The following is a 20345-nucleotide window of genomic DNA, read 5'->3' on the forward strand; positions in this document are numbered from 1 at the left end:
TCCCTTTATTTCAATTTATCGCAATGATCTTGTGAAATTAAAGGGAGAAACTATTTAGCCCCCTAATCCACTTGGACACTCTATCTACTTCAGATACAATATAATAGTGGGGGAAGAAGTCCATGAAGAGAAGATTTAGGTGCCCTGTAACAACGAAGAAGGAATTGGTAGCGGAAGTGATGTCAGGCTTTCGAACCGAACAAATGAAACAAGATGCAGCTGAATTCGGTGATCTCCAAAAGAAATATAAAGATGCAGTAAGGCTACTTGGAGAGAAAGAACTGGAGAACAGCATCTTAAAAGACCTATTAAAAAAAACGAATCCTGCCGCTTTGAAAGACTTGAAGTAGCACTTCATTGGATAAAGAAAGGCTATCCAGCGAGAACCGTGCTGCGTATTTGTCATGTACCGCGCTCAACCTATTACTATCATCTTCAACACCCAGAGCGCCAGCAACCGATAAGTAAAGGCCGGCCGATCCCAGGTAGCTCGTTTACTGTGGATGGAAAAAAGGTTTCAGATACACGAATAAAAGGTTATTTACTTAAACTTATACAAGGTCCTAACGCCGCATTTGGGTATCGAAAACTAACGGTACTCCTACGTCGAAAGTACCAGCTCATCATTAACAAGAAGAAGGTTTATCGGCTAAGTAAAGAGCTACGTATTCTCGCGCCTCAACGTGAAAGAACTAATATTGTACCAAGGAGAGTCGCAAATAACCGTGTAGTAACAGGTCCAAATCAACTGTGGCAAATGGATATAAAATATGGCTACGTGGCCGGTAAACGACGTCACTTCTTCTTAGCAAGTATTATCGATGTTTATGACCGTGCAATCGTGTCTTACCATAAAGGAAAAGCGTGCAGTACGCAAGATATCCTTCGCGCCGTACAACGAGCGCTACTTCAGCGTCAGATCTATGAGCAATCACATCGACTAGTGATTCGGACAGATAATGGTCCTCAATTCGTTAGCAAGGCGTTCTACACGTTCTGCGAGGCAACCGGAATTGAACACGAGCGTATACCGATCAAGACACCGAATAAGAATGCCTACATTGAATCTTTTCACAGCATTTTGGAGCGTGAATGTTACCAACAAAACTGCTTTGAAAGTTATGAGCAGGCCTTCTTTGAAGTAGATCGGTTCATTCGTTACTACAATACTGACCGGATTCATGGCAGTTTGAAAGATTGGCCACCGAAGGAGTACCTTCGTTTAGTGCAGCAAGGAGTCCTAAAACCGCGAGATATTGCGCTATAATACGATTGCTTCAGTATGAGTGTGGACAGTGTCCAGATTTAGGGGGCTGAACCGTCCTTAATTGAAAAAATGATTGGTTATAGGAAATTAGCGTTTATTGCTTCTCGACTGCAATTAGGTATGCAGCGTTTGCGCCGCGATTCGTAAAGCGGTACGTTAGTACTTGGTAAGCTTCCTTCGGAAGCGCAGCCGCCCAAGCGGCGACGGCGTCAGCTTCGACGTCGCCGCCTTCGTGACCGGGATACACGATCACGGTCACGATCCCACCGCTGCGCAAGAGGCGCAGCGCAGCATCAAGCGCGGGCAGAGTAGACTCTGTCCGCGTAATTACAGCAGCCTCGGCTCCCGGTAGGAAGCCGAGGTTGAACATGACCGCTCCGGCGGTCCCATGAAATGGAGGCGGGATCACCGCCTCCATTTCTTCGTGACTGCGGAGCGTGAACGTTACCGAGCCCGCGGCGGGCTCGGTAGCTATGCGCTGGTGCGCTGCATCCAGCGCCGCCGCTTGCACGTCAAAGCCGTATACGCGGCCTTTGACGCCGACGACACGCATCAAAAATAGCGTGTCCACTCCATTGCCGACGGTCGCGTCAACGACCGTCTCTCCTTCATGAACGCGATCCTTCACAAATGCCTGTGCCTGACTAAGTACGGACATAAAACCCATGATAGATCACACCTCACTTTGTGAATCATCTATATGGGAATCAGCTATATCCTTCTCGAAGCCCTTCCATTTCTTTCCTTGCCAAGTATCACGTCTGCGAAGCTCATCATCGAATGCATTAAGAACTTCCCATTTCTTTAAACTCCACATAGGTCCGACAAGTAGATCCCGCGGTGCATCGCCTGTTAATCGATGAACGATCATTTCAGGCGGAAGCATTTCTAATGAATCAACAATTAAATTAACGTATTCGTCTTTTTCTAAGAATTGCAATAACCCGGCATTATATTGCTTAACCATCGGCGTTTTGCGCATGAGGTGAAGCAAATGAATTTTAATACCCTGCACATCCATTTGTGCGACCCTACGAGTTGTCTCAAGCATCATTTCGTGGGTTTCTTGAGGTAATCCATATATGATATGTGCACAAGTCCGTATGCCATGTTTACGCAGCTTGGCAACACCATCAATAAAGCACTGAGTATCATGCGCACGATTAATAAGTTCGGAAGTTTCATCATGAACCGTTTGCAATCCCATTTCAACCCATAAATACGTTCGTTTATTTAAATCAGCTAAGTACTCCACAACATCGTCTGGCAAGCAATCTGGACGAGTGGCGATCGATAAACCGACAACACCAGGCTGTTGCAAAATAACTTCAAAATATTCCTTTAGCTGTTCAACTGGTGCATATGTGTTTGTATACGCTTGGAAATAGCCAATGTATTTGGCGTCTGGCCATTTTTGATGCTGCAAATCACGAATTTTATTGAATTGTGTTACTAAATCATCGCGCCTAGATCCTGCAAAATCACCTGATCCACGTGCTGAACAGAAGGTACAGCCGCCAATGGCAATATTTCCATCTCGGTTTGGGCAAGTGAAACCAGCGTCCAGCATGACTTTGAACACCTTGGTACCAAATTGCTCGCGCATTTCATAATTCCATGTATGAAAACGTTTATCTCCCCATATAAGCGGAGTTATTGTTTGTAGTGATTGCTCCATATTCATTTCTCCTTGTTATTCGCTTAAATCAGCATTTCTATTGTAGCCTAATTTGCACTTTAACGAGAAGCCTCAATTTCCCGTATTTGAATTTAACTAAATCGGTAATGCTAAGAAAGCTTGATTATTTATCATTTTAACATATTGAAAGGGGACAGATGCATGAACAAGTTTCATTTAACAGCAACAGCATTAGCATTAACAGCAGTTGTAAGTATTTCAGGTGCAGCCCTTGCCGAAACAACAGCGGATCAGACTTTTACGAAGACTGTCTTTAACACGCAAGCTACAGGTACACCTACGAACATAATCAATGACGTCACAGGTACAACTACCAATGTAGTTCGTGATGTTGGACAAGGAACAAAAAATTTGGTGAACGATGTCAAAACAGGTACAAACAATTTGATGAATCCTGGTGCAACGCCTGTACCACCTGCATCACCTGTGCCACCTGCAACACATGTAACACCTGTACCACCTGCAACACATGTAACACCGAATACGAATATGAATTATAACATGAGTGGTATACGTCCTTATAATACCGTGCCTCAAAACGGAGTAACACCATTAAACAACACAACAAACCCGAATGGTGTACATCCATATAACACGACTACAAATCGTAACGTTAAGGCAGCAAATACTACCGGTGGTTTTAATTGGGGTTGGTTAGGCTTACTTGGTTTATTCGGCTTAGCTGGTATGGGTGGCAGAAGCAAAGAAAAGCATCATTAACTTTCTTAGCTAACTGACTAATGATACCTCTGCCCATTAGGGTAGGGGTATTGTTGTTGTTTTCTTTGATTTTTTCTTAGTAATCGACTATGATGGAGCAGGTTATTTATACATGGGAACTTAATGTTTGAGGAGGATAAAAATGCGATTAAGAGGCAGAAAAGGGATTCGTGAGAATATTGAAAGTCAATCGGATCTTGTTATTCTAAATCCACAGCAATATAAAGGGAAGTGGCATGAGGTTTTCGGTAACGATAAGCCCATTTATGCAGAGTTAGGAATGGGTAAAGGACGGTTTATAAGCGAGCATAGCCGACTAGACACAAATGTGAATTTTATTGGTATCGATATGTACGATGAACTTATCCGTAGATCAAGTGAGAAAGCTCGAGAGGCGCATACCTTAGAGGATGGTTCTTGTGATATAAGCAATATTCGAATGGTTCTAGGAAATATCGAGAAAATAGAGGATATATTTGCGCCTAATGAATTACGACGCATTTATTTGAATTTTAGTGATCCTTGGCCAAAGAAGAAGCATGCACGCCGACGTTTAACTCATGCGGGGTTTGTTCGTAAATATATCGATATTTTGGATGAATGGGGAGAAATTCATTTCAAAACTGATTCCCAAAGTTTATTCGAGTTCTCATTGAATTCATTTGCTGATTTAGGACTACGGATGCGTAATATTTCACTTAACCTGCATGAAGAGGGACCTAATCTCGATCATGTGATGACGGAATACGAAATGAAGTTCTCTTCAAGAGGTGTTAACATCAATCGGTGTGAAGTTGTCATTGGGACAGAAGCACTTGCCGCTCATCTTGATACCCTTAAGAATAATAAAGACCTCAAATAGACGGTATTGCCGTCTATTTTAAGTATATAAGAGAAGATATGAAATTGATTCAAGAAAGTACAAGTTTTCATACTTACCTTTACTCTTATATACCTTAAGAAACGTATCCGTCTTTATAAAGACGGATACGTTTCTTCTTGTGTATAAATAATAAAAGCACTTTTAGGTATGGAGTAAATCAATAATTGCTTGTGAACAGTCCTTAGGGTCAAAATTCTCTACTTGATTGCTGCTATGCGATGGGCGTTCTTCTTCACTAGCTTCGTCGTTATTGAATTCATTTATGAGTTGTTGAATGCGGATGTCGATCGTTTGCCCAGATACAATCTGTTCACCAAAACCTTGATCAAGGAAATACTGCATGTTTTCTTCCTCTTGACCTGGGATTGGTTTATAGAAGAGCATCGGAATGCCTTTGGCTAATCCTTCTGTACAGGTTATACCGCCTGGCTTGGTAATGAGTAAGTGAGAAATCTCCATTAACTTACCAATTTCCTTCGTGAAACCCAACAACCTTATATGTTCATGTTGAAAACGGGGATCCTCTGATAATTGCTGAAGAATTTTCTCATTACGACCCAAACAAATAATTAATTGAATTTGATCTCGCCACTTAATTAAGTCATCCATGAATAGATTATTATCAAAAAGTCCCCAACCACCACCCATAACAAGAACAGTAGGAATCGATTTGAGATTGTATTGTTTACGAATCTCCTCGCAATCATGTCTCTGCCAGAAGGATGGATGAATGGGTATGCCTGTGATCTCAATCTTGTCGGATGGGATACCGCGACTAAGTAACTTATTTTTTACATTACTTGTAGATACGAGATAACGGTTAACTTCTGAACTAACCCATGTACCATGAGCATCATAATCGGTAATAACCGTGCAGAGTGGAACAGAGAGTCCTGCTTTCTTAAGTCTAGATACGACCAAGTTAGGAAATGGATGAGTACAAACAATGATATCTGGTCGTAAATGACGAATGACTTCGTCTGTCTGACGGTAAAAAATCCGATGTAAGGCCATTTGAGTCAATGGGTTAAGTGATTTCTTATATTGAAAGCGATATAACTTGCCGTATAAATGCGGCTTATTAGAAACAGTTCTACGATAGGCATTGAATATCCATGGTGCGAGAGTTGGATGTAAAAAAGCACCAAGCTCAATGACGCGAGTCTGAATTCCTGGATGGTATTGGCGCAGGGAAACCGCCAGCGCTTGTGCCGCTTGGGTGTGTCCGGCGCCGAACCCTTCAGATAATAACAGGATCCTTTTCTTACGCAAGCTGATTTCACCTAACCTTGTCCCCAGTATACTTAATCTTACATTACCTTTTTTAACCTTATATTGCAACATGTGATGGAGTTCATCCGTATAATGAATATGGGATAAATAAGCATACAACAGATTTGTTCTTTCAATTTAGGGCTAAGGAGAGTTGTAACTTATTTATTCGTGCATTATAATAGTGCAGGTCGACATAAAGAGAGAAATTCGACCGGATCTTTAAAATATAGAGATAGAGAAAGCTTTATGTAGGAGATCACTAAAAGGGGGACATACTTATGCTAGACCGTTTTTTACTGGCGGTACAGGTTGTTTTGGCATTGATCGGAGCGTATCAGCTAATATTAGCTTTTTTTGGCTATCGTAAACCGAAGAAAGTTAAACAACATGCACCTAAAAAGACATTTGCAGTATTGATTGCTGCTCATAATGAAGAGCAGGTAGTCGGAGCTTTAATTGAAAATTTGAAGACTTTAAATTACCCAAAAGAAATGTTTGATATTTTTGTGATTGCTGATAATTGTACCGATAGAACAGCTGATATTGCTCGTGAAATGGGCGTATATCCTTGCGAAAGATTCAATGATAAGCTGCGTGGTAAGGGTTATGCGATTGAATGGATGTTGAAGGAGTTATGGAAGCGTCCGAAATCTTATGATAGTGTCGTGATTCTTGACGCTGATAATTTAGTAAGTCCAGATTTCTTGTTACATATGAATAACGACTTATGTAATGGCTCGAAAGTTATTCAAGGATATTTGGACACTAAGAATCCACATGATTCTTGGGTTACGTCTGCATATGCAATATCTTATTGGTATTGTAATCGTTTGTGGCAGATGCCTCGTCGAAATCTAGGAATGGCTAATTATCTTGGTGGTACAGGCATGTGCTTTGACTCAGCCCTCCTGAAGGAAATGGGATGGGGAGCAACATCACTAGTAGAGGATTTGGAATTTACGATGCGTTGTGTGCAGCGCGGAATCTATCCAACACTTAATTATGATGCTAAGGTTTATGATGAGAAGCCTCTTTCTTTCAAGGCTTCATGTAAGCAAAGACTACGCTGGATGCAAGGACATTTCCATGTTGCGCGTCGTTATTTCTTCCCTCTACTATGGCAGGGGCTGAAGGAACGCAGTTGGACTAAAATTGATACAGCGCTTTATGCTGTGAATGTATATACACTATTTCTTGGTTCGATTATGACTGTTTCACTTTGGATTGATATTGTAATTCCAGGTAGCTCACATATGCCATCGTTATTTGTTGAATCACCTGTATTGTTCAATCTGTTAACGGTTTTAATTTATGCTCAATTTCCGATTGCATTAATATTGGAGAAAGCACCTAAGAAGATGTTTCGTTCGTTGCTGTCGTTTGTTATATTCCTATTCTCATGGTGGCCTGTAACGTTCTATGCGTTCTTTACGCAGAACAACAAGCAATGGAGTCATACTGAACATACACGTGTGATCCGCCTTGAAGACGTCCACAGTAAACAAGCTAGCTAGCTTGTAATTATGAAACAATACAAAACCCCGTAGTTATCGGCCATTAAGGCGATATCTACGGGGTTTTTTCTTCATATAACCTGCGAAAACTTATGAGCGGGTTAGATGTCTATAATTAGATTGTTGCTATAGGGTGGGACGGAGAGCAAAGTAATGAATGGAAAAGTGAAGCGGAAGCGACACGGTAGCCTTTTGAGTTTCGAAATATCCTTAAAATATAATCAAAGTTTCGAAACGAAAACAGCTATTGGAATTCATTACTTTGGCTCGGAGCCCCAACCGATTGCAATAATCAAGTCATTACTTCTGGCCCGTCAAAATTCTAGCATACGGTGAATCAATCGGCATCATAATAACCGGTTCACCCTTAAATGTCGTTAAATAACTTTCAAGTGTGCGGTATAACTGATAGAACTGTGGGTCTTTACTATAAGCTTCATTATAAATTTTGGCTGCTTCCTGCTCGCCTTCAGCGATGATTTTCTTGGCATCAGCATCTGCTTGGGCTTTGAGCTCTGTCGCTGTACGATCGGCTTTAGAGGTGATTTTACGGGATTCTTCATCACCTTCAGATAAGTAGCTTGCAGCAATCGATTGTCTATCCGTAATCATTCGGTTGTATACGCTTTGCTTGTTCTCTTCAGGCAAGTCAGTCCGTTTAATCCGAACATCGATAATCTGAATGCCAAACTCACTTTTTTCTAATTGCAAGGCAACTTCTTTTGTTATTTCATCATTTAAGTTACCGCGTGTCGTATTTTCACTGATAATATTTCCATATTCAATCTCAGATAGCTTTCTGCGAACTACGTTGTATACTGCGGCATCGATTCGACCTTCACCGTAAGATACGGTTTTGAGTGTGCGCAGGAACTTCCCAGGGTCATTGATACGCCAAACAGTATAGTTATCAACAAGGATTGGCTTCTGATCTTTGGTCAGAATCGGAGTTGGTTCGCTGTTATATACTTTTTGATATTTAGGCATGGATGTTGTCGTTTCAATGAACGGAATTTTAAAGTTGATTCCTGGTTTGTCATGGACACGAACAAATTCCCCGAATTTCATAACAACCTTATATTCACCTTGCTGTACGATAAATAAAGAGCTTCCGGCTAAGATTCCGACGAGAATGATTCCTATTATGATTGAAATCCATTTATTCATGGGGTAGTCACTCCTTTAGCAGAGCCTTTTAACATTTCATTGAGTGGCAAATATTTAACGGTACCATCATTTGAGTCACTAACAATAATCTTAGCGTTCGGTAATATTTTCTCAAGTGTTTCAAGAATTAGACGATTTTCAGTAATTGCTGGATTCTTGGCATACTCTTGTTGTACAGCATTAAACTTGGCAACGTCACCTTCTGCGTTCAAAATTCTTGATTTTTTGACTCCTTCAGCATTCTCAAGAATGGCTTGAGCTTCGCCTCGCGCTTTCGGAATGATGTCATTTTCATATTTCTTAGCATTATTAATTTTAGTGTTCTTTTCTTCACGTGCATTGGTTACTTCTTTAAAAGCAGTTGAAACTTCACCATCTGGTGGCTCGATATCTTGGAATTTAATATCTTGAATGAAAATCCCTGTATCATATAGTTGATTTAACTCAACTAGCTTTTCTTTTACTTTAATTTGTACTTCTGTTTTTCCATCTGTAATTGCAGAATCTAATTTGGTTGCACCGATGACTGTTCGGATTGCAGCAATAGATGCATTGCGTAAGAAGAGGTCTGGCTCTTCTATATTAAATAAGTATTTCTCAATATTGCTGATCTTCCATTCCACAACTGCATCAGCGGATACAATGTTTTCGTCACCTGTGATCATAAGTGATTCGGCATCCTCAGAGACGGGTTTACCTTGATTCTCTGTGTAACCAATATGTATTTTTTGTGTAATCTCAGCAGGAACTTTAACAACCTGTTGAATCGGGTAAGGAAGTTTAAAATGTAAACCTGCTTTTTCTTCTCCAGTGAATTTACCGAATGTAATAATGGCTGCACGTTCTTGCTCTTGCACAGTGTAGAACGTAGTAGAACCTAGTCCAATAACAATCAGAAGAAGTATACTGATGATCGCAATTTTGCCGCTACCTTTGGGTAACTTGGGCATTTGTGGCATCTGTGGTTTTTGCGGCTGTTGTTTGGGCTCGTTGTCAAAAATGTTCATGAACTGTTGACTCCCTTCGTTATTATATTCATAATTAGTACGAATCTTATGTAAATTAGGTTTCGTTTTATGACAGTTAAACTAACTGTTGACTTGGGTTAGGTAAACATGATATATTACTTGAGTAATAAACTTCGCAAGCAGAGGCGCCCGCTTCTCACCTGTCCGACAACACCGTTGGCTGGTTTAATGGAGATCACTTTAACATGACTGTCATGTGAGTATGCGATCGATGGGATGTGGGCATTTATGCACACATCCCTTTTTTATTTGAAAGCCGGTTAACGGATCATCTTCGGAGGTGACAAGCTATTAGTAAGGAACATATGATTAACGATGAAATTCGTGTCAAGGAAGTACGTTTGATCGGAGCTGAAGGAGAGCAACTTGGTATTACGTTGACTCGTGAAGCAATGCAGATGGCTATCGAAGCTAACCTTGATTTAGTCAATGTGGCACCAACGGCTAAACCGCCAGTATGTCGCATCATGGATTACGGAAAATTTCGTTATGAGCAGCAGAAGAAAGAGAAGGAAGCTCGCAAGAATCAAAAAGTGGTGGATACCAAAGAAATCCGCCTAAGTGCGACAATTGATGAGCATGACTTCCAAACGAAGCTGCGCAATGCGATTAAATTTTTAAATGACGGAGATAAAGTCAAAGCATCAGTTCGTTTCCGCGGACGTGAAATTGCCCATGCCGAAATCGGCAGAAAGGTACTTGAACGTTTAGCTACTGAAACAGCTGAAGTCTCCAGCATGGAGCGTGCACCTAAATTAGAAGGCCGCTCAATGATTATGATTTTGACACCTAAATCGTCATAATATTTTTCTAGGAGGAATTCCCTATGCCAAAAATGAAAACACATAGCTCGCTCAAAGACCGTGTCAAAATTACAGGCACCGGTAAAGTTAAAAGATTCAAGGCGTACAGAAACCACTTGCTTTCACACAAATCAGGACGCCAAAAGCGTAACCTAGCTGGACACCCAATCATGGCTACTGGTGACGTTAAACGCTTAAAGCAATCTTTAGCAAACCTTAAATAATTCGGTCCTTAAGTAAGGGCACACTTTTCTAACATATCTAGGAGGTATTTACTATGGCAAGAGTCAAGGGCGGATTTACTAACCGTCGTCGTCATAAAAAAGTTCTTAAATTAGCAAAAGGTTATTTCGGCTCCAAGCACCGTCTGTTTAAAACAGCGAACGAGCAAGTAATGAAATCCCTTATGTATGCATACCGTGACCGTCGTCAAAAGAAACGTGATTTCCGCAGATTGTGGATCACTCGTATCAATGCGGCAGCTCGTATTAACGGCATGACTTACTCCACAATGATGCATGGCTTGAAGCTTGCGGGTATCGAAGTTAACCGTAAGATCCTTGCTGATATCGCTGTAAATGATGCAAAAGCATTTGCTGATCTAGCTACTGCAGCTAAAGCAAAAGTGAACGCATAAATATAGTTTATTAAGCACCCTACAGTCTTATAGATTGTAGGGTGTTTTGTTTTTTGTTCATAAACATTTGAATCAGATGATTCGTATATATTTAGAAACTTTAAATAATAGTATTGACTATGGAGATTCGCGCGCATATAATAATCTTTAAATCATAAGCAAACGCATTAAAAGTAATCGGCTATGAAGAGGACGAAGTGTTAAGGGCTCTTATGCTCAGAGAGTGATGGATCAGCTGAAACCATTACCTTAAACCCTTACGACGAGCTCACCTCGGAGCCATTTTCCTGAAAAGCACCCGCTTATTAGGGAAAATCGGATTTGCACACGTTACTGTGCTAAAGGTTTGGAGTAATCCGAACCTGCTGAGGTTTTGTGTTGCGAGACATGAAACAAAGCTGGGTGGTACCACGGAAGATAATCCCTTTCGTCCCGTCAGACACATATTTTGTGTCCGGGATGAAAGGGTTTTTTTGTTATATAAGAGCATTTATTTTTCGAGAGGAGGATTCACATGAACGTTGACACAGCGCCAAATTTGTCAAAAGAAGTATTGTTAGAAAAATGGAAACAACCAGAATTAATTACGGGTTCAGAAATCTTATTACGTTCGCTTGTTTTGGAGGGTGTAGATTGCGTCTTTGGTTACCCAGGTGGAGCTGTACTTTACATCTACGATGCACTTTATGGATTTTCTGATTTCAAGCATCTGCTTACTCGTCATGAACAAGGTGCGATTCACGCAGCGGATGGTTATGCGAGGTCTACAGGGAAGGTTGGCGTTTGTATTGCAACATCAGGCCCAGGAGCGACCAACCTGGTCACAGGTATTGCTACGGCATACATGGATTCCGTACCACTCGTTGTAATAACAGGTAACGTTGCAACAACCTTGATCGGAACGGATGCTTTCCAAGAAGCGGACATTACCGGCATCACAATGCCGATTACCAAGCATAGCTACCTTGTACGCGATGTGAATGAATTACCGAGAATTATTCATGAGGCATTCCATATTGCGAATACGGGGCGTAAGGGTCCAGTATTGATCGATATCCCGAAAGATGTATCTGCTCAGAAAGCAATGTTTGAGCCTGTATCAGAAATAAGCATTCGTGGTTATAACCCAACTGTTCAACCGAACAAAATGCAAGTAGATAAGCTGATCAAAGCCATTGAAAAGGCTGAGCGACCAGTAATCATCGCAGGCGGCGGTGTTGTCTACGCAGATGCAAGTGAACAATTAATTGAATTTGTTAATAAAACGCAAATTCCTGTAACGACTACATTCTTAGGTCTAAGTGGATTCCCAAGCGGGCATGAATTGTGGATGGGAATGCCAGGTATGCATGGAACCTATACGGCGAACATGGCAATTCAAAACGCAGATTTATTGATCTCGATTGGTTCTAGATTTGATGACCGCGTGACGATGAAGCTTGATGGATTCGCACCACAAGCTAAATTAATTGCACATATCGATGTGGATCCAGCTGAAATTGGTAAGAACATTAAGACTGATATTCCAGTTGTTGGTGATGTGAAAGCTGTTCTAGAATTTGCTAACACAAAGGTGAAACAAGCGAACTCCAAAGCGTGGATTGAAACGATTCAGTCTAATAAAGTGGAATTCCCACTGAGCTATGAGGATTCGAATGAGGAGCTTAAGCCGCAATACGTTATCGAGATGATTAACGAAACGACCAAAGGTGAAGCGGTTATTACAACGGATGTTGGTCAACATCAAATGTGGACAGCACAATACTATAAATTCAAAAATCCACGTTCGTTTGTTTCTTCTGGTGGACTTGGCACGATGGGCTTTGGTTTCCCTTCAGCTATCGGTGCACAGATGGGTAATCCGGATAAACTCGTTGTTTCAATTAATGGTGATGGTGGTATGCAAATGTGCGCACAAGAGCTTGCAATTTGTGCAATCAACAATATCCCGGTTAAAATTGTCATCATTAATAATCAAGTATTGGGAATGGTTCGACAATGGCAAGAAATTCTGTACGACAATCGTTATAGTCATATCGATCTTGCTGGTAGTCCTGATTTTGTTAAGCTTGCTGAGGCTTATGGAGTGAAGGGGCTAAGAGCTTCGAATAAAGAAGAAGCGAATCAGATCTGGCAAGAAGCACTCGATACACCTGGACCAGTCGTTCTTGAATTCGTAGTTCGTAAGCATGAGAACGTGTTCCCAATGGTTACACAAGGTTGCACACTGAGCGAAATGCTAATGGGGGATTCCAAATGATGATACGTCGACACACGATTTCCATTCTCGTTAATAATCAACCTGGTGTTCTGCAGCGTGTATCTGGATTATTCGGTAGAAGAGGTTTTAATATCGAAAGTATTACCGTTGGTGAATCTGAGGAGCATGGACTTTCTCGAATGGTCATTGTCACCCAAGGTGATGAGAAGACACTCGAGCAGGTATCCAAGCAGCTCTACAAATTGATCGATGTTATCAAAGTTATTGATCTTAGCTCCAATCCAATGGTATCCCGTGAACTTGCACTTATTAAAGTAAATGCAGATGCAGCTGCGCGCCCTGAAATTCTAAGTGTTATTGAGACATTCCGTGCGGCAGTCGTAGATATCGGGCCAAACTCATTGGTTGTTCAAGTTGTAGGTGATTCGGATAAGATCGATGCGATGGTCGAACTTCTTACACCATATGGTATTAAAGAAATGTCAAGAACAGGTGTTACAGCAATGATTCGCGGCTCTGTAAGATAATAAAATTTATTTGTTATAGCTCTTGAGCGGGCATTTGAATGGGAATAGTAGTGGGCTCGAACCTACGGTAATATTACCTACAGCAATTCCTTATAACTTAGGAGTGTAATGCGGTAATCCGTTGAAATGCCCGCTCAAGGGTCGATGTATACAATTTATGTTTTCTACATTTAAAGGAGGAATTATTATAATGGCAGCAAAAATGTATTACGAAAAAGATGCAGACTTAGCAATTTTAAAAGGGAAAACAATCGCAATCATTGGTTACGGATCACAAGGACACGCACAGGCACAAAACTTACGTGATAGCGGTTTGAATGTTGTTATTGGTCTTCGCCCAGGTAAATCATGGACAACAGCACAAAATGATGGCTTCGAAGTTCTAACAGTTGATGAAGCTACTCGTCGTGCTGATGTCGTTCAAATCTTAATGCCAGATGAAGTTCAAGCTAGAATTTACAGAGAGTTAATTGAGCCTAACCTTAAGAATGGTGCAGCTATTATGTTCTCCCATGGTTTTAACGTAAATTTCGGACAAATCGTTCCATCCGCTGATCTTGACGTATTCATGATCGCACCTAAATCACCAGGCCACATGGTACGTCGTACATATGTTGAAGGCTTTGGTGTTCCAGCGTTGATCGCTGTTGAGCAAGATGCTACTGGAAACGCATATGCAATTGGACTTGCATATGCTAAAGGAATCGGTTCAACACGTGCAGGCGTAATCGAAACTACATTCCGCGAAGAAACAGAAACCGATTTGTTCGGTGAGCAAGCTGTACTTTGTGGTGGTACTAGCGAACTAGTTAAAGCTGGTTTCGAAACATTAATTGAAGCTGGATACCAACCAGAGATCGCTTACTTCGAGTGCTTGCATGAGCTTAAGCTAATCGTTGACTTAATGTATGAAGGTGGATTGTCCAGCATGCGCAGTTCCATCTCCAATACAGCTGAGTACGGAGATTATGTAACAGGACCTCGTATTATCACAAGTGAAACTAAGAAAGAAATGAAAAAAGTTCTTGAAGATATCCAACAAGGTAAATTTGCTCGCGACTTTATTTTGGAGCAAACAAACGGAGCATTCTTCCATGCAACTCGTCGTAAAGAGTCCGAACATCCGCTTGAGGTTGTTGGAGCTGGCTTGCGTGATATGATGCATTGGATTAAGAAATAAATTTGCCTTTGAGAAACGCTACCGTACTTTTAGGACGGTTAACCGTTTCATTCTTGTCCAGAGAAAACGGATTTGTTGGAGTTTGGCGGCAAAGCCGTTTTTCTCATATTATCAGGGGGTGACAGCATGAGAAAAATCTATATTTTCGATACTACTCTAAGAGATGGAGAACAGTCTCCGGGTGTAAACCTTAATGTGCATGAAAAGGTGGAAATTGGCTTACAGCTTGAAAAGCTAGGTGTCGATCGCATTGAAGCTGGCTTCCCAGCAGCATCTCCTGGAGATCTGGAAAGTGTAGCAGCTGTCGCAAAAGCCATTCATAATGCCACAATAGTTGGCCTTGCTCGTTCAAATGAGAAGGATATTAATGCGGTTCGAGAAGCACTCAAGAACAGTCAAGATGCTTGCTTGCATATCTTCCTTGCAACTTCTCCCATTCATAGACAGCATAAACTACGGATGAGTAAGGAGCAGGTGCTCGAAACTGCAGAAGCAGCAATTAAATACGGCAAACGCTATTTTGACAAACTGGAATTTTCACTTGAAGATGCAGGTCGCACCGAGATCGATTTCATCTGTCAAGTAACGGATATGGCGATTCGTGCTGGCGCATCGGTTGTTAATATTCCTGATACAGTTGGATATTTGTCACCATATGAATATGGAAACATTTTTAAAACAGTTAAAGAAACGGTTCCTGGCGTTGAGAAAATTCAGCTTAGCGCTCACTGCCATGACGATTTAGGAATGGCCACGGTTAATGCACTCGCTGCAATCATGGGCGGTGCTGATCAAGTCGAAGGAACGATCAACGGAATTGGAGAGCGCGCGGGCAATACAGCGCTTGAAGAGGTTGCGTTAGCGCTTGAGACGAGAGCGGATTTTTTTGGAGCCAAAACCTCACTTGTTTTAAGTGAAATTGCACGTACATCACGACTTGTAAGCAAGCTTACAGGTATGGTTGTGCCAGGCAATAAGGCGATTGTAGGAGCAAATGCATTCGCGCATGAGTCCGGCATCCATCAAGATGGCATGCTAAAGGAAAAGACGACTTATGAAATCATGACACCAGAAACAATCGGGCTTAAAGAAAGTAAGCTTGTGCTTGGTAAGCATTCTGGACGTCATGCTTTCCGCGAAAAGCTGGTCGATTTGGGATACAACCTGACAGATGAGCAAATGAATAATGCATTTATAAAGTTCAAAGAGCTGGCAGACAAGAAGAAGGATGTTCTGGATGAAGATATTCGAGTAATTGTAGAAGAGAAGCTGATTACAACACCTGAAGTCTTTACTCTTGATGCATTCCAAATATCTTATGGCACACAGTCTGTGCCTACTGCAACGGTTAGAATCAAGACAGAAGATGGTTCTGTGCTTGAAGAAGCTGCGATCGGCAATGGTTCGGTTGATTCGATCTTTAAAGCAATTGATAAGGCGACCCAGGAAGATATTGAACTGGAAGATTACACGATTAAGTCGATATCACATGGTAAGGATGCCATTGGCGAAGTGCACCTCATCATGCGTCAAGGTGATTTATCCGTTCAGGGGCGCGGAGTATCAACCGATATTTTAGAAGCAAGTGCCAAAGCTTATATTCATGCCATTAATCGATTAATTGATAAACGGAAATCGGTGAACAATAGCCGTAACAATATGACTATAAGCTAAGTATTTCACATTATGTTATTTATCTGTCATAATTATTAAGCACCTCATCTCAAGCAAGAACGAGAGTGGGGTGCTTTTTCAAAACATGTTCTGGAGGCGTGCTTATGCAATACCAATTTTCCAAATCATTAGAGGGATTTAAATCATCCGCAGTACGCGAGATTCTGAAGTTAACACAGGGCAAATCAATTATTTCATTCGCTGGCGGCTTGCCTGCTGAGGAGTTCTTTCCGCTTGATGCGGTAAATGAAGCTTTTCAAAGAGTTATGGCTAACGGTAAGTCAACGCTTCAGTATGGATTAACAGAAGGATATACTCCGCTAAGAGAAAGCATATGCAAATGGATGGAGCAAAAAGGGATTCATGTTACACCGAATGAGATGCTGATTACTACTGGCTCTCAGCAAGCAATTGATTTGCTTACTCGCATCTATATTGATCCAGGAGATGTTATTCTGGTAGAGAGTCCAACTTATTTAGCGGCTATACAAGTATTTCAGTCACGCGGCGCACACATCATTTCGGTAGATAGCGATAACGATGGAATGAACCTGGATGATCTAAAAGCTAAAATCGCACAGCATAAACCCAAAATGGTATATGTCATTCCGACATTCTCTAATCCTACAGGCAAGGTTTGGAACTTAGAGCGCCGAAAGGGCTTGCTGTCTATATGCCGAGAAGCAAATGTACTTATACTTGAGGATGATCCGTACGGTGAGTTGAAGTTCGGTGATACGCAAGTGTATCCATCGATTTTCTCACTTGATGAGCATCCGCATAATTCGTGTGTAGTATACACGAGTACGTTCTCGAAAACTGTTGCGCCTGCACTTCGGACAGGTTGGGTTATGGGAGATCCAAGAGTTATTAGCAACATAACTCGTGCTAAGCAGGCGGCTGACTTGCACTCTTCGACTCTTGATCAGCAAACGCTGTATCAGTTGCTTGAGCATTTTGATTTGAACGGTCATATTCAATTAATTCGCAAGCATTATGAAGAGCGTATGCGCTTGATGGCGGATTTGCTGTCTCAATACAATTGGCCTGGAGTAACATGGAATGAGCCTAAGGGTGGAATGTTCTTTTGGGTTGAGATGCCAGAATCAATCAATACGACAGAGCTGATGAAAACTGCAGTAGAGAACGGCGTTGCCTATGTACCTGGATTTTCATTCTATGCAGATCGGCCGAAATACAACACAATGAGATTAAATTATACGTTTGCAGATAATGATACGATGAAGCTGGGGATGGAACGGCTTGATCGCGCTATAACATCCGTTTTACAGAAAACAAGCATATAAGTAGAAAATGCCAAAAGCCGTGATTCCCTCTCCTATGAGAAGAAATCACGGCTTTTATTTGTGTTACACTGTCACCTCCTAGGCTATCGTGCAATATGATGCTGATATGGGCAAATGACCATTGTTTGAGATCAAACTGGAGGGAGGTTATTGAAGTGGCAGTAATTAAGGCAAATTCTGAAGATGTGAAGCTGCTGGCTAGACTAATGAGGGCAGAAGCGGAAGGAGAAGGTGAATCTGGCATGCTTATGGTTGGTAATGTAGGTGTTAATCGCATTCTTGCCAACTGCCTGGATTTTATGAATCTACGTTCTGTCAGTGATATGGTCTATCAGAGTCCCGGTGGATTTGAAGCGATACAGAAGCCATATTTTTATCAAGCAGCGAGAGATCGAGATATCCGTCTTGCACAGCGTAATATAGATGGTGAGCGAGTTTGGCCTGCTTCATATTCATTGTGGTTTTTCCGCCCAACGGGTGAATGTCCAGGTACCTGGTTTAATCAAGAACATTCAGGCCGCTATAAGAACCATTGTTTCTATAGCCCCACAGGAGAAGATTGTCCTGCTGTGTACAATACGTATTAAAAAAGAGGAGGATTACCAAAGTTATGATGAATTATCCTTTAAGACCTGTCATGAATGATCCATATATGATGCCGCCCGGGATGCAGTGGGGACCAGGAGGCATGCAACAAGGAATGCCTATGCCATCAGGAATGCCTATGCCATCAGGAATGCCTATGCCATCAGGAATGCCTATGCCATCGGGAATGCCTATGCCATCGGGAATGCCTATGCCACAAGGAATGCCACCATCAAATGCTGCGAGTGGACAAATGATAGCACCGTCAGGAACTGTTTTTCCTCCACCAGCGGTAGAAACATCCTTTATTGAAAATATTTTGAGAATGAACCTTGGAAAGACAGGGACATTCTATATGACATATGAGCATAACACGCAATGGAATGCCAAAATTTTCAAAGGGGTTTTGGTCGGTGCTGGTAGAGATCATATCATTATTAAAGATTCAAACACGGGATTAACTTACTTGCTATTGATGGTTAATTTTGATTATGCGACATTTGAAGAGCCGCTTAACTATACTTATCCATATCAAGGTGGTGCAGGCGTGGCTCCGCGTAAGAAGCCAGCTGGCAGTTAGATCGTGGCAGTTTCTTTATAGTTAACGCTTTGTGATCTGCAAATTGCAGGTTATGAAGCGTTATTTGTTTATAAATGGTAGTCTCTATGAACGTTATAGATATAGCCTATAAATACAATAGATTTTATATCTTTGAACTAATAGAGGATATATGTTACAAAGGTAGAAAGGAAACTATTAGAGGAGTGGGGATAAATGACGGAAATTAAGAAAATTGCAGTGGTATCTGGAGATGGAATTGGTCCTGAAGTTGTAGCAGAAGCGATCAAAGTGATGAAACGTACAGAAGAAATGTTTGGTTATAAATTTGAGTTCGAGCATGGTTTATTTGGCGGGATTGCTATTGATAAGAAAGGCACACCAATGCCACAAGAAACGCTTGATATGTGTAAGAGCGCTGACGCTGTCCTACTAGGAGCAGTTGGTGGACCTAAGTGGGATAACAACCCACATGCAACTCGTCCTGAGACAGGTCTTCTTGGTATGCGTAAGGCACTAGGTTTATATGCTAATATTAGACCTGCATTCATTTTTGATTGCTTGAAAGAAGCTTCCACATTGAAGCCTGAAGTATTAGAAGGAACTGATTTAATCGTTGTTAGGGAATTAACGGGTGGTATTTACTTCGGAGAGAAATTCCGCCGCGATACAGATAATGGTCAAGAAGCAGTAGACACTTGTGTCTACAATGTAACCGAAGTGGAACGTATCGCACGTAAAGCGTTTGAAGTAGCAAGAACGCGTCGCAAGAAGCTTACATCAGTTGATAAAGCCAATGTACTTGAAACTTCACGTTTATGGCGTGAAACAGTCATTCGTGTCGCGGCTGACTACCCAGATGTTGAGCTTGAGCATGTACTTGTTGATAACTGTGCAATGCAGTTACTTCGTAGACCTTCATCATTCGACGTAATTGTTACGGAGAATATGTTCGGTGATATCATCAGTGATGAAGCGGCAATGCTTACTGGTTCCATTGGTATGCTATCCTCTGCTTCACTTGGTGAAGGTGCGTTCGGATTATACGAGCCCGTACATGGTTCAGCACCTGATATTGCGGGTCAAGGCATCGCTAACCCGATTGCAACAATTATGTCCGTAGCGCTAATGTTCCGATTGACATTCGGTTATCATGAAGCTGCTGATGTCATCGACCGTGCTGTGAAAGAAGTGCTAGATAATGGCCACCGTACATCTGATATCGCTGTCGATAAGAGTAATGCTGTTGGAACGGTTGCGATGGGAGATTTAATTATTGCTGCTATGCATAAATAGTTA

General features: G+C 41.6%; 21 protein-coding genes. 16 read left to right on the forward strand and 5 right to left on the reverse strand.

Going from position 1 to position 20345, the window contains the following annotated elements; genetic code table 11:
• The first annotated feature begins 122 nt into the window (after window positions 1-122).
• Window positions 123-350: a hypothetical protein gene (locus tag AC1DOK_RS08750; RefSeq protein WP_477553873.1), complete on the forward strand. Its 228-nt coding sequence runs from the start codon at window positions 123-125 to the stop codon at window positions 348-350.
• On the forward strand, window positions 308-1267 hold the full coding sequence (locus tag AC1DOK_RS08755; protein WP_477554118.1) for an IS3 family transposase: 960 nt from the start codon (window positions 308-310) through the stop codon (window positions 1265-1267). The genes AC1DOK_RS08750 and AC1DOK_RS08755 overlap by 43 nt, the downstream gene beginning before the upstream one ends.
• A gap of 94 nt (window positions 1268-1361) precedes the next feature.
• Here the strand turns inward: AC1DOK_RS08755 and mnmM are convergent, their stop codons facing one another.
• Entirely contained in the window at window positions 1362-1934 is a 573-nt protein-coding gene (mnmM, locus tag AC1DOK_RS08760) for a tRNA 5-(aminomethyl)-2-thiouridylate-methyltransferase MnmM (protein ID WP_477553874.1), read from the reverse strand.
• Window positions 1935-1940: 6 nt separating this feature from the next.
• Window positions 1941-2945, reverse strand: coding sequence for a tRNA modification radical SAM protein MnmL/YtqA (gene mnmL, locus AC1DOK_RS08765; RefSeq protein ID WP_477553875.1), 1005 nt, complete (start codon window positions 2943-2945; stop codon window positions 1941-1943).
• A gap of 162 nt (window positions 2946-3107) precedes the next feature.
• Here mnmL and AC1DOK_RS08770 point away from each other — a divergent pair, with 162 nt between their 5' ends.
• The gene (locus AC1DOK_RS08770) at window positions 3108-3686 is read left to right on the forward strand and encodes a WGxxGxxG-CTERM domain-containing protein (protein WP_477553876.1); all 579 of its coding nucleotides are present in this window, start codon (window positions 3108-3110) and stop codon (window positions 3684-3686) included.
• 142 nt (window positions 3687-3828) lie between these two features.
• Entirely contained in the window at window positions 3829-4548 is a 720-nt protein-coding gene (trmB, locus tag AC1DOK_RS08775; RefSeq protein ID WP_477553877.1) for a tRNA (guanosine(46)-N7)-methyltransferase TrmB, read from the forward strand.
• Window positions 4549-4710: 162 nt separating this feature from the next.
• Here trmB and AC1DOK_RS08780 read toward each other — a convergent pair whose 3' ends face one another.
• A complete protein-coding gene (locus tag AC1DOK_RS08780; RefSeq protein WP_477554119.1) occupies window positions 4711-5841 on the reverse strand; it encodes an MGDG synthase family glycosyltransferase in 1131 nt (376 codons plus the stop codon).
• A gap of 281 nt (window positions 5842-6122) precedes the next feature.
• Between AC1DOK_RS08780 and AC1DOK_RS08785 the strand changes: the two genes are divergently transcribed.
• Window positions 6123-7358: a glycosyltransferase family 2 protein gene (locus AC1DOK_RS08785; protein WP_477553878.1), complete on the forward strand. Its 1236-nt coding sequence runs from the start codon at window positions 6123-6125 to the stop codon at window positions 7356-7358.
• A 300-nt stretch (window positions 7359-7658) separates the two neighbouring features.
• On the opposite strand, the gene hflC is transcribed toward AC1DOK_RS08785, so the two are convergent.
• The gene (hflC, locus tag AC1DOK_RS08790) at window positions 7659-8525 is read right to left on the reverse strand and encodes a protease modulator HflC (protein WP_477553879.1); all 867 of its coding nucleotides are present in this window, start codon (window positions 8523-8525) and stop codon (window positions 7659-7661) included.
• The gene (gene hflK, locus AC1DOK_RS08795) at window positions 8522-9532 is read right to left on the reverse strand and encodes an FtsH protease activity modulator HflK (protein ID WP_477553880.1); all 1011 of its coding nucleotides are present in this window, start codon (window positions 9530-9532) and stop codon (window positions 8522-8524) included. The genes hflC and hflK overlap by 4 nt, the downstream gene beginning before the upstream one ends.
• Window positions 9533-9858: 326 nt before the next feature.
• Here hflK and infC point away from each other — a divergent pair, with 326 nt between their 5' ends.
• The 11 genes from infC (at window position 9859) to leuB (ending at window position 20342) form a co-directional block, all read left to right on the forward strand.
• Window positions 9859-10356 (forward strand): translation initiation factor IF-3, encoded by a 498-nt coding sequence (gene infC / locus AC1DOK_RS08800; RefSeq protein WP_477553881.1) that lies wholly within the window; start codon window positions 9859-9861, stop codon window positions 10354-10356.
• 23 nt (window positions 10357-10379) lie between these two features.
• Entirely contained in the window at window positions 10380-10580 is a 201-nt protein-coding gene (gene rpmI, locus AC1DOK_RS08805) for a 50S ribosomal protein L35 (RefSeq protein WP_477553882.1), read from the forward strand.
• Between the two features lie 53 nt (window positions 10581-10633).
• The gene (rplT, locus tag AC1DOK_RS08810) at window positions 10634-10993 is read left to right on the forward strand and encodes a 50S ribosomal protein L20 (RefSeq protein ID WP_477553883.1); all 360 of its coding nucleotides are present in this window, start codon (window positions 10634-10636) and stop codon (window positions 10991-10993) included.
• A 514-nt stretch (window positions 10994-11507) separates the two neighbouring features.
• Window positions 11508-13253, forward strand: a complete 1746-nt coding sequence (ilvB, locus tag AC1DOK_RS08815; protein ID WP_477553884.1) for a biosynthetic-type acetolactate synthase large subunit — start codon at window positions 11508-11510, stop codon at window positions 13251-13253.
• On the forward strand, window positions 13253-13741 hold the full coding sequence (ilvN, locus tag AC1DOK_RS08820; RefSeq protein WP_477554120.1) for an acetolactate synthase small subunit: 489 nt from the start codon (window positions 13253-13255) through the stop codon (window positions 13739-13741). Before ilvB ends, ilvN begins: the two co-directional genes overlap by 1 nt.
• A 190-nt stretch (window positions 13742-13931) precedes the next feature.
• A complete protein-coding gene (gene ilvC, locus AC1DOK_RS08825) occupies window positions 13932-14921 on the forward strand; it encodes a ketol-acid reductoisomerase (protein ID WP_477553885.1) in 990 nt (329 codons plus the stop codon).
• A 126-nt stretch (window positions 14922-15047) separates the two neighbouring features.
• The gene (locus AC1DOK_RS08830; RefSeq protein ID WP_477553886.1) at window positions 15048-16595 is read left to right on the forward strand and encodes a 2-isopropylmalate synthase; all 1548 of its coding nucleotides are present in this window, start codon (window positions 15048-15050) and stop codon (window positions 16593-16595) included.
• Window positions 16596-16699: 104 nt separating this feature from the next.
• Window positions 16700-17902, forward strand: a complete 1203-nt coding sequence (locus tag AC1DOK_RS08835; RefSeq protein ID WP_477553887.1) for an aminotransferase-like domain-containing protein — start codon at window positions 16700-16702, stop codon at window positions 17900-17902.
• Between the two features lie 155 nt (window positions 17903-18057).
• Entirely contained in the window at window positions 18058-18489 is a 432-nt protein-coding gene (locus AC1DOK_RS08840) for a cell wall hydrolase (RefSeq protein ID WP_477553888.1), read from the forward strand.
• Between the two features lie 23 nt (window positions 18490-18512).
• The gene (gene gerQ, locus AC1DOK_RS08845) at window positions 18513-19067 is read left to right on the forward strand and encodes a spore coat protein GerQ (protein ID WP_477553889.1); all 555 of its coding nucleotides are present in this window, start codon (window positions 18513-18515) and stop codon (window positions 19065-19067) included.
• Window positions 19068-19262: 195 nt separating this feature from the next.
• The gene (leuB, locus tag AC1DOK_RS08850) at window positions 19263-20342 is read left to right on the forward strand and encodes a 3-isopropylmalate dehydrogenase (RefSeq protein WP_477553890.1); all 1080 of its coding nucleotides are present in this window, start codon (window positions 19263-19265) and stop codon (window positions 20340-20342) included.
• Window positions 20343-20345 lie beyond the last annotated feature (3 nt).

This window comes from Paenibacillus sp. P5_B5, assembly GCF_056400365.1.